Genomic DNA, 10757 nt, shown 5'->3' on the forward strand with positions numbered 1-10757 from the left:
ACTTTGTGCACAGCTTCTATGCGCTGCCGCAGAACCCGGCCCACTGTGCGGGCGAGGCCGACTACGGCGGTGTTTTCGCCGCGGCGATTGCACGCGATAATATTTTTGCCACTCAGTTCCACCCCGAGAAAAGTGCGGAGCATGGCCTGGCGCTGTACCGCAATTTCCTGCACTGGAATCCCTGAAACCCTTTACAACCCTGTTCGGGCCGAGCCCGGCCTCGCCCTTTTCCACCCGAACCCACCATGCTGCTCATCCCCGCCATCGACCTCAAGGACGGCCACTGCGTACGCCTCAAGCAAGGCGATATGGACCAATCCACCACCTTTGGTGAAGACCCGGCCGCCATGGCGCGCAAGTGGGTGGATGCGGGCGCCCGGCGCCTGCACCTGGTGGACCTGAATGGCGCGTTTGCGGGCACGCCCAAGAACTACAGCGCCATCAAGGCCATCCTCAAGGAAGTGGGCGACGACATCCCCGTGCAGCTGGGCGGCGGTATCCGCGACCTGGACACCATCGAGAAGTACATCGACGGCGGCCTGCGCTACGTGATCATCGGCACGGCGGCCGTGAAGAACCCCGGTTTCCTGAAGGATGCCTGCAGCGCCTTCGGCGGCCACATCATCGTGGGCCTGGACGCCAAGGAAGGCAAGGTCGCCACCGATGGCTGGAGCAAGCTCACCGGCCACGAAGTGGTGGACCTGGCCAAGAAGTTCGAGGACTGGGGCGTCGAATCCATCATCTACACCGACATCGGCCGCGACGGCATGCTCTCGGGCATCAACATCGACGCCACGGTCAAGCTCGCACAATCGCTCACCATCCCGGTGATCGCTTCGGGCGGGCTGTCCAACATGGCCGACATCGAGCAGCTGTGCGCGGTGGAGGACGAAGGCGTGGAAGGCGTGATCTGCGGCCGGGCCATCTACAGCGGCGACCTGGATTTTGCGGCTGCGCAGGCGCGCGCCGACGCGCTGGGCAATGCTGCCTGAGCTGGCGGCTTCCGCAGCCACCGTTGAAACGGTGCGAGGGCAGCCCTGTATCCGTCTGACCCTTCCAAGTGGCGACAGCGCACTCGTAGCTTTGCATGGAGCCCAGGTGCTGTCCTGGGTGACCTCTGGGCGCGAGCGCCTGTACCTAAGCCCGCGCGCGGCGTGGGATGGGCACTCCGCGATCCGCGGCGGCATCCCGGTGTGCTGGCCCCAGTTCAACCAGCGTGGCCCGCTGCCCAAGCATGGCTTTGTGCGCAATCTGCCCTGGCAGCCTGTGCCGCAGGATGGCAAAGGCGATGGCGGCGCATCGCAGGCGTCTGTCTGCCTGTCATTGGCCGACAGCGAAGCCACGCGCGCCTGGTGGCCCGAGCATTTTTCCGCGCAACTCGCCGTCACCCTGAGTGCGGGTGCGCTGCGAACAGAACTGCAGGTGCGCAACACGGGCGAGCCCGTCGGTGACGGCGCCCGGCCATGGGACTTCACCACCGCGCTGCACACCTACCTGCGCGTGGACGATGTTGAGCACGTACGCCTGAGCGGCCTGGATGGCTGCGCCCGGTGGGATGCCGTGGCCGATGTGCACGGGCAGCAGCACGGCGATGTGACGTTTGCGGGCGAGTACGACCGGGTCTTTGGGGCGGCTGCCGCACCGCTGCACCTGTGCGACGGCGCGCACACCCTGCAGATCACCCAAAGCGCCAGCCTCTCCAACACCGTGGTCTGGAACCCCGGCAGCGCCCTGTGCGCGCGGCTGGCCGACATGCCGCCCGAAGGCTGGCGCGCCATGCTGTGCGTGGAAGCTGCCCAGATCGATCAGCCTGTCGCCCTGGCGCCTGGAGCGCATTGGCAGGGCTGGCAGGAGTTGCGGGTGCTGACGCAAGTGAGCTGACCACCGGTGCACTTCTTTCTTTCTATGTTCAGGGGCGTGCCGTCGGCATTTGCGGCTACAGTGGCGTCCCGCGAGCCGCATGTTCCGTGGACCGCCGCAGGCGGTGCTGGTCATCGGTTTCGCCCCCTACCACCACAAGGACCCAACCCGTGATATTGGTCACCGGCGGGGCCGGATTCATCGGCTCCCATACCTGCGTGGCGCTGGCCCAGGCAGGCATTCCGTTCCTCATCCTCGACAACTTCAGCAACAGCCGGCGCTCTGTGCTGGAGCGGCTGGGTCGCATCACGGGCGCCGCCGTGACATGCGTAGAAGGCGACGTGCGCGATGAAGCCCTCCTCGCGCGCGTGCTGGCGGAGCACTCCATTACTGGCGTGATTCACTTCGCGGCCTTTAAGGCCGTGGGCGAATCGGTGCGCGAGCCGCTTCGCTACTACGACAACAACGTTGCCGGCACCCTGACGCTGTTGCGCGCCATGCAGGCGGCGGGGGTGCGCAGCATCGTGTTCTCATCTTCGGCCACTGTGTACGGCGATCCGGCCACGCTGCCGGTGCGCGAGGACTTCCCGCTGTCGGCTACGAACCCTTACGGCCAGTCCAAGCTGATGATGGAGCAGATGCTGGCCGACGTGGATGGAGCCGAGCCCGGCCTCTGGCGCATTGCCCGGCTGCGCTACTTCAACCCGGTGGGCGCGCACGAAAGCGGCCTGATCGGCGAAGACCCTCAGGACGTGCCCAACAACCTTGCGCCCTACGTGGCCCAGGTGGCGGCAGGCTGGCGCGAGGCGCTGTCGGTGTACGGCAACGACTACCCTACGCCCGACGGCACCGGCGTGCGCGACTACATCCACGTCTGCGACCTGGCCGAGGGCCACGTGGCGGCGCTACGCTACCTGCGCGAGCACTCTGGCCTGCTCACGGTGAATCTGGGCACGGGGCGGCCCGTGTCGGTGCTGGAGATGGTGCGCGGCTTCGAGCGCGCCAGCGGCCGGCCCGTGCCTCTTCGCATCGTGCCGCGCCGCGCGGGCGACGTGGCCTCGTGCTGGGCCGACCCCTCGCTGGCCGAGCGTCTGCTGGGCTGGCGCGCGGAGCGCGGGCTGGACGCTATTTGCGCCGACGCTTGGCGCTGGCAGGATGGCGTGGCGCGCAGCCTGCGCACATAGAATTCTGGTCACCCCACTCGCCCCTTCTCTTTTCCCATGCTTGCCAAACGCATCATTCCCTGCCTTGACGTGACCGGCGGCCGCGTGGTCAAGGGCGTCAACTTCGTCGAGCTGCGCGATGCGGGCGATCCGGTCGAGATCGCCGCGCGCTACAACGCGCAGGGTGCCGACGAACTCACGTTCCTGGACATCACTGCCACCAGCGATGGCCGCGACCTGATCCTCCACATCATCGAGGCCGTGGCCAGCCAGGTCTTCATTCCGCTCACCGTGGGTGGCGGCGTGCGCACGGTGGAAGACGTGCGCAGGCTGCTCAACGCGGGCGCCGACAAGACCAGCTTCAACTCGGCGGCCATCGCCAACCCCGATGTGATCGATGCCGTTTCTGCCAAGTACGGCGCGCAGTGCATCGTGGTAGCCATCGATGCCAAGCGCCGCACGGCCGAAGAAGCCCAGCGCCTGGGCGCCAACGGCCAGCCCCTGGGTGCCGGCTGGGACGTGTACAGCCACGGCGGGCGCAAGAACACCGGGCTGGATGCCGTGGCCTGGGCTACCGAAATGGCGCGCCGCGGGGCGGGCGAAATCCTGTTGACCAGCATGGACCGCGACGGCACCAAGGCCGGTTTTGACCTGGAGCTCACGCGCGCCGTGAGCGACGCCGTGAGCGTGCCAGTGATCGCATCTGGCGGAGTGGGCAACCTCGATCACCTGGCCGACGGCGTGCAGCAAGGCGGCGCCGACGCCGTGCTGGCCGCCAGCATCTTCCACTACGGCGAATACACCGTGGGCCAGGCCAAGCAGCGCATGGCCGAGCGCGGTATTCCGGTGCGGCTGTGATGGTGCGAAGGGTGGGCGCGCCGTGGGCGGCGGCGCTGGCCCTGGCCTGCGCTGCCACCGCGCTGCCTGCTGCGGCCCAGGTGCCGCCGCCATCCTACGCAAGCTTTTTTGATCGCCTGCCTTGTGTGCAACGCATTGGCCGCTGCTTTGATGCCACCATCGGCGGCGCGCCGGTGGAGGTGATTGCCGATCAGGCCGAATTCGAAAAGCTCAAAACCCTGTTGCAGACGCTGAATCGCAACGTGCGCGACGTGCACTGGATCGTGCGGCAGCCCGTGGCGGGTTCGCTGGCACTGGAGGTGGAAACGCGCGCCAACGCCTTTGGCCTGCCCCACGTTGGCGATGAGAAGGAAGAGCCCGATGTGACCGTCTATGCCCTGGACGGTCAGGACCTGGAGAGCAAGCCGGAACTGGTGGCGGACCAAAGCGTGCGCGTCAATGGCCAGGCCGTGGTGACCCAGCAGGAGACGCTCACGCAGGATTTCCTGCCCCCGGGGCGATACGCCTTCGCCATCAAATTCCTGGGTCAGAAGAATTGGGATCGCAAGTGGGTGTTCCTGACGGTGGCGAAGTAGGCCGCTGCTTCACGGATGCTTCGATATTCACTCATGTTTTTATAGCTTATTGCGCTTGATGGACAAGCGCTGGCGGCCAAAATGGTTCGAATTGCGGCGTTCAGCAGCCGGGCCTGTCATGCAAATCACCGACAATCCCGCCCATGAACTGGCTCAACGAAGTGAAATGGGATGCGCAAGGCCTGGTGCCCGTGATTGCGCAGGAGCAGGGCACGGGCGACGTGCTGATGTTTGCGTGGATGAACCGCGAGGCCCTCGCCAAGACGGCGGAACTTGGCCGCGCCGTGTATTTCAGCCGCTCGCGCAAGAAGCTGTGGTTCAAGGGTGAGGAATCGGGCCACGTGCAGACCGTGCATGAGATCCGCCTGGACTGCGACAACGACGTCGTGCTGCTTAAGGTGACTCAGCTAGGCCACGAACCCGGCATCGCCTGCCACACCGGCCGCCACAGCTGCTTCTTCAGCGTGCTCAAGGATGGCGCCTGGCACCCGGTTGACCCGGTCTTGAAAGACCCCGAATCCATCTACAAGTAAGACCATGCCCTCCAACGATTCCCTTGCCCGCCTTGCCGAAGTGATTGAAAGCCGCAAGCCGGCCAACGGCGGCGATCCCGAAAAGAGCTATGTCTCGCGCCTGCTGCACAAGGGGCCGGACGCCTTTTTGAAAAAAATCGGCGAAGAGGCCACCGAGGTGGTGATGGCGGCCAAGGACGTTCAGCATGGCGCCGACAAATCCAAGCTGGTGTACGAGGTAGCCGATCTGTGGTTTCACACCATGGTGGCATTGGCCCACTATGGCCTCACGCCCGCCGACGTTGTGGCCGAGCTGGAGCGCCGCGAGGGCACCAGCGGCATCGAGGAAAAAGCCCTGCGCAAGGCGGTTGCGCGCACTGCAGAGGAAGGAGCCCCATGAGCGACATCATCGATGTGCAGAGCAACGATCAAAAGGCCGAGAGCCTCAAAAACATCGGCTGGGTCAGCTATGTGCTGCACCTCATCGTGGCCGTGGGTGCCGTGCTGCCGGGCACGCAGGCCAGTGCGCTGCTGCTGGTCATCGCCCTGGTGATCGATCTGATCAAGCGCAGCGACGCGGAGGGCACCTGGCAGGCCAACCATTTTTCCTGGCGCATCCGATCCGTGATCTGGGCGGGCGTGCTGTACGTGGTGACCGCGCCGCTGTGGCTGCTGCTGATCGCGCCGGGCTGGATCGCGTGGGGTTTGATCTCCTTGTGGTTCCTGTACCGCATCGTGCGCGGCATGCTGGCCATGAGCCGCAACCAAGCGGTGGATGCCTGAGCGGGCGGGGTGGCGCCCCCACCGGCCGAACCGCCAGGCCAGACATCCCTCACAATGAGCGCCTTCGCCCGCCCAAGGTCCTTGGCAGCCCGCTGGTGCTGCACGGATGCTGACTGAGCGGCGCACCTCCTGTTTTTCATTGAATTCCATGCACGATCCGAACTGCCTCTTCTGCAAGATCATCGCGGGCCAGATTCCGTCGAAAAAGGTATATGAAGACGAAGAGGTCTTCGCCTTCCATGACATCCACCCGGGGGCACCCGTGCACTTCCTGATGGTGCCCAAGCTGCATATCCCTTCCATGGCCCAGGTCACCGCTGAACACGCGCCCCTGCTTGGGCGCATGATGGCGCTGGCGCCCAAGCTGGCGCTGGAGCAGGGCTGCAACCCGTACCCGCAAGGAGGTTTCCGCATCGTGGTAAACACGGGGCTGGAAGGCGGACAGGAAATCCACCACCTGCACCTGCATGTGATGGGCGGCCCGCGCCCGTGGCTCAAAGGCTGAACCAGGCTGACGGGGCGTGCGGGGACATTCCCGCAAAACGGCACGGCGGGTGAACTCCTGCCATGCCCCCCGTCTAAAATGATTGCAATTCGTTAGGAGATATTCCATGGGCTCTTTTTCCATCTGGCACTGGCTGATCGTGCTGCTGATCGTCGTCATGGTGTTCGGCACCAAGAAGCTCAAGAACATGGGCTCCGATCTCGGGGGCGCCGTCAAGGGCTTCAAGGACGGCATGAAGGACGGCGCTGCCGATACCCCCGCCACGCCGCCTGCCAGCCAGGTCGCGAACAACCCGGCTGCCGACAAGACCACCATCGATGTCGAAGCCAAGCAGAAAAGCTGAGCGGGCCACGTTCATTCATCGGCACCTTCACGCTTTGCGTCTGACGCATGATTGATATTGGCCTGTCCAAGATGGCGCTGATCGGCGCCGTCGCGCTGATTGTCATCGGTCCCGAAAAGCTGCCGCGCGTCGCCCGCACCGTGGGCACGCTGCTGGGCAAGGCCCAGCGCTACGTGTCCGACGTCAAGGCCGAGGTCAACCGGTCGATGGAGCTCGACGAGCTCAAGAAGATGAAGGACACGGTGGAGAACGCTGCACGCGATGTGCAAAACTCCATCCAGACCAGTGCCAGCGAATTCGAAAAGGACTGGGCTGAAGCCATCGATACCGCCAGCACCCCGCTGCAGGACCAGGCGGCTGTCGTACCTGCCTACAAGCATCCCGGCAAGAACTGGCGCCTCAAGCGCGGCGCCGTGCCCCAGTGGTACAAGGCCAAGAGCGGTGTGCGCACGAAGGCGCAGTCCGGCGCTGCCCGGGTGGCGCGGTTCCGTCCCCGTAAATTCCACTGATGCCGCGGCTGCAGCCACCAGCGCCCCGCGCGCTGCCCGGGCGGCCCTGACGCCCACAAAGATCCACCATGTCCGAAATCCCCTCCAAAGAAGACGAGCTGGCCGGCACTGAGCAGCCGTTTGTGCAGCACCTGATGGAGCTGCGCGACCGGCTGGTCAAGGCCATCATCGCCATCGCGATCGCAGCGGCCTTCCTTTTCTTCTTCCCTGGCCCTGGCGCGCTGTACGACTTCCTGGCCGCGCCGCTGGTCGCGCACCTGCCCAAGGGCGCCACGCTGATCGCCACTTCGGTGATCTCGCCGTTCATGGTGCCGCTCAAGATTCTGCTGATGTCGGCTTTTTTGCTGGCCTTGCCCTTTGTGCTGTACCAAGTGTGGGCCTTTGTGGCGCCTGGCCTGTATTCGCACGAGAAGAAGCTGGTGCTGCCGCTGGTGATCTCCAGCACGCTGCTGTTCTTCATTGGAGTGGCGTTTTGCTACTACTTGGTGTTTGGCCAAGTGTTCGCCTTCATCCAGAGCTTTGCACCCAAGAGCATCACGGCCGCGCCCGATATCGAGGCCTACCTGAGCTTCGTGCTGTCGATGTTCCTCGCGTTCGGCCTCGCGTTCGAGGTGCCGATCGCCGTGGTGGTGCTGGCCCGCATGGGCGTGGTCAGCGTGCAGAAGCTGCGCGAGTTCCGCGGCTACTTCATCGTGATTGCCTTCGTGATTGCCGCCATCGTCACGCCGCCCGATGTGGTCTCGCAGCTGTCGTTGGCCATCCCCATGTGCCTGCTGTACGAGGTGGGTATCTGGGCGGCGCAGGTGTTCATCAGGCACACCAAGGCACCCGAAGAGGGCAGCGAGCCTGCCTCCAACGCCTGAAGGTTGGGTTTCTCTTGCAAATGGCCTGTGGCGCTTGTGAGGTGAGCGCCTCCAGCTATATTTTTAATAGCTGACTGCGTGCATCGGGGACCGTTTCGCCCTGTTCTGCGCGCAGTCCCTCCAAACTGGCGTGTGCTCAGTGCCGGTGCCACCGCGTAACCGGCTTTGCCGGGCCGCTGGAGGCTTCCCCCTTTTGGGGAAGAGACGCGCAGCGGCTCAGGGGGCTTACCGTCTCACATTGCGCTGGGGCCGGGGGCGTACCCCGGGCGTGATGCTCAGTTCCACCATCTTGTCGCCACGCTGGACGTTGAATGGCGCCACCGTTCCCGGCTTGAGCGACGCTACGGCCGTCAGCAGCTCAGACACATTGCCCACATTCTTGCCCTCCACGCGCACGATCACGTCGCCGGGTCGCATGCCGGCCAGGGCAGCAGGGCCGTCCTGCAGCACGCCGGTAATGATCACGCCCTCGGTGGCCTTCACGCCGAAGGTCTCGGCCAGCTCGGGCGAGAGCTCGTTGGGCTCAACACCGATCCAGCCGCGCGTGACTTGACCGTCCTTGACGATGCCGTCCAGCACCAGCCGAGCGGTGGACACCGGGATGGCAAAGCCAATGCCCATGCTGCCGCCCGAGCGCGAATAAATGGCGGTGTTGATGCCCATGAGATTGCCGTTCACGTCCACCAGCGCGCCACCCGAGTTGCCAGGATTGATGGCCGCATCGGTCTGGATGAAATTCTCGAACGTGTTGATCCCCAGCTGCGTGCGGCCCAGGGCGCTCACGATGCCGCTGGTCACCGTCTGCCCGACGCCAAAGGGGTTGCCGATGGCCAGCACCTGGTCACCCACGGCCAAGCTGTCGGAATTGCCCAGCACGATGACGGGCAGCTTGTCGAGCTCGATCTTGAGGATGGCCAGGTCGGTGTCGGGGTCGGTGCCGATCACCCGGGCGCTGGCGCGGCGGCTGTCGGTCAGGGTCACTTCAATCTCGTCTGCGCCCTCCACCACGTGGTTGTTGGTGAGGATGTAGCCGTCGGGGCTCACGATCACCCCGCTGCCCAGGCCGGACTGGGCCTGGGCGCCCTGGTCACCGAAGAAAAACTGAAACCAGGGGTCGTTGCTGCGCGGGTGGCGCACGGCCTTGCTGGTGTTGATGCTGACCACCGCGGGTGCCGCCTGGCGCGCCGCAGCGCTGAAGCTACCCGCCGCAGGCTGCGCATTGGCGGGCGCAGGGGGGGCTTCGAGCAGCGCAATCCCCGCCCCGGAGCGTGTGGCGGCACCCCGCCCCAGCCAGTTGGGCTGCAGGGTGGCGACGACAAAATAGGCCGCGACGAACACCGTGACGGCCTGGGAGAACAACAGCCAGATGCGTTTCATGAAATTCTGTACAGGTGATGAGCTCAGGATGGGTGCGGCGGCCCGCCCGGGGTGGGCGCATAGGGCGGTCTGTCGCAGAAAGCCATTGTCTCCCATGTGTGGGCGCGGGCCCGCGCGACAATAGCTGCATGAGCATTTCCCGCCCTGAACTTCTCCAGGCGTTTGACAGCCTGCTGCAACCCGAGCGCTTCAAGGATTACGGACCCAATGGCCTGCAGGTGGAGGGCAAAGCCCAGATCCGCCGCATCGTCAGCGGCGTGACGGCCAGCCGTGCGCTGATTGAGGCTGCCATCGCTGCGCAGGCGGACGCCATCTTTGTACACCACGGCCTGTTCTGGCGCGGGCAGGACGGCCGTGTGACGGGCTGGATGAAGCAGCGGCTGCAGTTGCTGCTGGCGCATGACATCAACCTGTTTGCCTACCACCTGCCGCTGGATGCCCATCCGGAACTGGGCAACAACGCCCAGTTGGGCCGTGTGCTGGGCCTGGCGGCCGACGCCCGGTTCGGCGAGAACGACCTGGGCTTCATCGGGTCTGCCGCCTTTGCCCACGGGGAGGCCCTGGCAGACCATGTCGCGCAGGTTCTGGGCCGCCGCGTCACATGGGTGCCGCCGGACGGCGCTGCTGCACAGCGGCCGGTCCGCCGCGTGGCCTGGTGTACGGGCGGCGCGCAGGGCTACTTCGAGGCGGCGATAGCCGCAGGGGCGGATGTGTTCATCACGGGCGAGATCTCGGAGCCGCAAGCACACCTGGCCCGGGAGACCGGCGTGGGTTTCATTGCAGCCGGGCACCACGCCACCGAGCGTTATGGCGCGCCGGCGGTGGCGGCGCAGGTGGCGGCGCAGTGGGGGTTGAGCCACCAGTTCATCGAGGTCGACAACCCCGCCTGACGGTCGGGTGTGTTGCCCTATATGCTATTAAAATTATAGCTATCAGCGCTTGTCAATAAAGCGCTACGGTCGATTTTTATTTCAACCATGAACTCATGAAATCTCTTGCCATCACCCAGGGTGACCCCGCAGGCATCGGCCCCGAAATCGTGGCCAAGGCCTTTCGCGATGCGCCGGCCGAGCTGGCGGGCTGTTTTGTGGCGGGCGATGTCGCCACGCTGCGGCGTGCGGCACAGGCCATCGTGCGGCCTGGTGCGCCGATGGTGCCCGTGGCGCAGATCGAAGCGCCTTCCGATGCGCTGCTGGTGCCTCCCCGCTGTATCCCGGTGCTGCAATTGCCAGGCATTCCGGGCCCGCAACCCTGGGGGCAGATCAGCGCCGCCGCGGGCCGCGCTGCCGCCGACAGCGTGGTCTGGGCAGCACGTGCCGCGCTGCGAGGCGAGGTGGCGGGCTTGGTCACGGCGCCCTTGCACAAGGAGTCCCTGTCGGCTGCCGGCGTGGCGTTCCCGGGCCACACCG

General features: G+C 65.4%; 15 protein-coding genes and 1 pseudogene. 15 read left to right on the forward strand and 1 reads right to left on the reverse strand.

Annotation, left to right across the window (positions count from 1 at the left end; translation table 11 throughout):
- The 13 genes and pseudogenes from hisH to tatC all read left to right on the forward strand — a co-directional run.
- Positions 1 to 185: pseudogene (gene hisH, locus MRY84_RS03095) on the forward strand (imidazole glycerol phosphate synthase subunit HisH); the annotation flags it as partial.
- A gap of 60 nt (positions 186 to 245) precedes the next feature.
- Positions 246 to 992: a 1-(5-phosphoribosyl)-5-[(5-phosphoribosylamino)methylideneamino]imidazole-4-carboxamide isomerase gene (hisA, locus tag MRY84_RS03100; protein WP_291504293.1), complete on the forward strand. Its 747-nt coding sequence runs from the start codon at positions 246 to 248 to the stop codon at positions 990 to 992.
- The gene (locus tag MRY84_RS03105; RefSeq protein ID WP_291504294.1) at positions 982 to 1881 is read left to right on the forward strand and encodes a D-hexose-6-phosphate mutarotase; all 900 of its coding nucleotides are present in this window, start codon (positions 982 to 984) and stop codon (positions 1879 to 1881) included. Before hisA ends, MRY84_RS03105 begins: the two co-directional genes overlap by 11 nt.
- Positions 1882 to 2030: 149 nt before the next feature.
- Entirely contained in the window at positions 2031 to 3044 is a 1014-nt protein-coding gene (galE, locus tag MRY84_RS03110) for a UDP-glucose 4-epimerase GalE (protein ID WP_291504295.1), read from the forward strand.
- A gap of 36 nt (positions 3045 to 3080) precedes the next feature.
- Positions 3081 to 3881: an imidazole glycerol phosphate synthase subunit HisF gene (hisF, locus tag MRY84_RS03115; RefSeq protein ID WP_291504296.1), complete on the forward strand. Its 801-nt coding sequence runs from the start codon at positions 3081 to 3083 to the stop codon at positions 3879 to 3881.
- Positions 3881 to 4456, forward strand: a complete 576-nt coding sequence (locus MRY84_RS03120) for a hypothetical protein (protein WP_291504297.1) — start codon at positions 3881 to 3883, stop codon at positions 4454 to 4456. Before hisF ends, MRY84_RS03120 begins: the two co-directional genes overlap by 1 nt.
- Positions 4457 to 4590: 134 nt before the next feature.
- A complete protein-coding gene (hisI, locus tag MRY84_RS03125) occupies positions 4591 to 4989 on the forward strand; it encodes a phosphoribosyl-AMP cyclohydrolase (protein WP_291504307.1) in 399 nt (132 codons plus the stop codon).
- Positions 4990 to 4993: 4 nt separating this feature from the next.
- A complete protein-coding gene (locus MRY84_RS03130) occupies positions 4994 to 5368 on the forward strand; it encodes a phosphoribosyl-ATP diphosphatase (RefSeq protein ID WP_291504298.1) in 375 nt (124 codons plus the stop codon).
- Positions 5365 to 5751 (forward strand): hypothetical protein, encoded by a 387-nt coding sequence (locus tag MRY84_RS03135; protein WP_291504299.1) that lies wholly within the window; start codon positions 5365 to 5367, stop codon positions 5749 to 5751. The genes MRY84_RS03130 and MRY84_RS03135 overlap by 4 nt, the downstream gene beginning before the upstream one ends.
- A 148-nt stretch (positions 5752 to 5899) precedes the next feature.
- Entirely contained in the window at positions 5900 to 6256 is a 357-nt protein-coding gene (locus tag MRY84_RS03140; RefSeq protein WP_291504300.1) for a histidine triad nucleotide-binding protein, read from the forward strand.
- A gap of 106 nt (positions 6257 to 6362) precedes the next feature.
- Complete coding sequence (gene tatA / locus MRY84_RS03145; protein ID WP_291504301.1) at positions 6363 to 6599, forward strand: Sec-independent protein translocase subunit TatA; 237 nt, start codon at positions 6363 to 6365, stop codon at positions 6597 to 6599.
- A gap of 47 nt (positions 6600 to 6646) precedes the next feature.
- On the forward strand, positions 6647 to 7108 hold the full coding sequence (tatB, locus tag MRY84_RS03150; protein ID WP_291504302.1) for a Sec-independent protein translocase protein TatB: 462 nt from the start codon (positions 6647 to 6649) through the stop codon (positions 7106 to 7108).
- 68 nt (positions 7109 to 7176) lie between these two features.
- Positions 7177 to 7971 carry a twin-arginine translocase subunit TatC gene (gene tatC, locus MRY84_RS03155; protein WP_291504303.1) on the forward strand — a complete coding sequence of 265 codons (795 nt, stop codon included), beginning with the start codon at positions 7177 to 7179 and terminating at the stop codon, positions 7969 to 7971.
- Positions 7972 to 8196: 225 nt separating this feature from the next.
- Here the strand turns inward: tatC and MRY84_RS03160 are convergent, their stop codons facing one another.
- Complete coding sequence (locus tag MRY84_RS03160; protein ID WP_291504304.1) at positions 8197 to 9348, reverse strand: trypsin-like peptidase domain-containing protein; 1152 nt, start codon at positions 9346 to 9348, stop codon at positions 8197 to 8199.
- Positions 9349 to 9476: 128 nt separating this feature from the next.
- Here MRY84_RS03160 and MRY84_RS03165 point away from each other — a divergent pair, with 128 nt between their 5' ends.
- Positions 9477 to 10238 (forward strand): Nif3-like dinuclear metal center hexameric protein, encoded by a 762-nt coding sequence (locus tag MRY84_RS03165; RefSeq protein ID WP_291504305.1) that lies wholly within the window; start codon positions 9477 to 9479, stop codon positions 10236 to 10238.
- Between the two features lie 95 nt (positions 10239 to 10333).
- A partial coding sequence (locus tag MRY84_RS03170; protein ID WP_291504306.1) for a 4-hydroxythreonine-4-phosphate dehydrogenase PdxA occupies positions 10334 to 10757 on the forward strand: 424 nt, incomplete at its 3' end.

This window comes from Acidovorax sp., from assembly GCF_022763525.1.
Lineage (GTDB): Bacteria > Pseudomonadota > Gammaproteobacteria > Burkholderiales > Burkholderiaceae_C > Acidovorax.

Excerpts from the sequence above, each read along its gene's own strand:
- tatC (WP_291504303.1), top strand. The coding sequence starts at position 7,177 with ATGTCCGAAATCCCCTCCAAAGAAGACGAGCTGGCCGGCACTGAGCAG.
- tatB (WP_291504302.1), top strand. The coding sequence starts at position 6,647 with ATGATTGATATTGGCCTGTCCAAGATGGCGCTGATCGGCGCCGTCGCG.
- tatA (WP_291504301.1), top strand. The coding sequence starts at position 6,363 with ATGGGCTCTTTTTCCATCTGGCACTGGCTGATCGTGCTGCTGATCGTC.
- MRY84_RS03140 (WP_291504300.1), top strand. The coding sequence starts at position 5,900 with ATGCACGATCCGAACTGCCTCTTCTGCAAGATCATCGCGGGCCAGATT.
- hisA (WP_291504293.1), top strand. The coding sequence starts at position 246 with ATGCTGCTCATCCCCGCCATCGACCTCAAGGACGGCCACTGCGTACGC.
- MRY84_RS03160 (WP_291504304.1), bottom strand. The coding sequence starts at position 9,348 with ATGAAACGCATCTGGCTGTTGTTCTCCCAGGCCGTCACGGTGTTCGTC.
- hisF (WP_291504296.1), top strand. The coding sequence starts at position 3,081 with ATGCTTGCCAAACGCATCATTCCCTGCCTTGACGTGACCGGCGGCCGC.
- MRY84_RS03130 (WP_291504298.1), top strand. The coding sequence starts at position 4,994 with ATGCCCTCCAACGATTCCCTTGCCCGCCTTGCCGAAGTGATTGAAAGC.
- MRY84_RS03120 (WP_291504297.1), top strand. The coding sequence starts at position 3,881 with ATGGTGCGAAGGGTGGGCGCGCCGTGGGCGGCGGCGCTGGCCCTGGCC.
- MRY84_RS03135 (WP_291504299.1), top strand. The coding sequence starts at position 5,365 with ATGAGCGACATCATCGATGTGCAGAGCAACGATCAAAAGGCCGAGAGC.
- MRY84_RS03165 (WP_291504305.1), top strand. The coding sequence starts at position 9,477 with ATGAGCATTTCCCGCCCTGAACTTCTCCAGGCGTTTGACAGCCTGCTG.
- MRY84_RS03105 (WP_291504294.1), top strand. The coding sequence starts at position 982 with ATGCTGCCTGAGCTGGCGGCTTCCGCAGCCACCGTTGAAACGGTGCGA.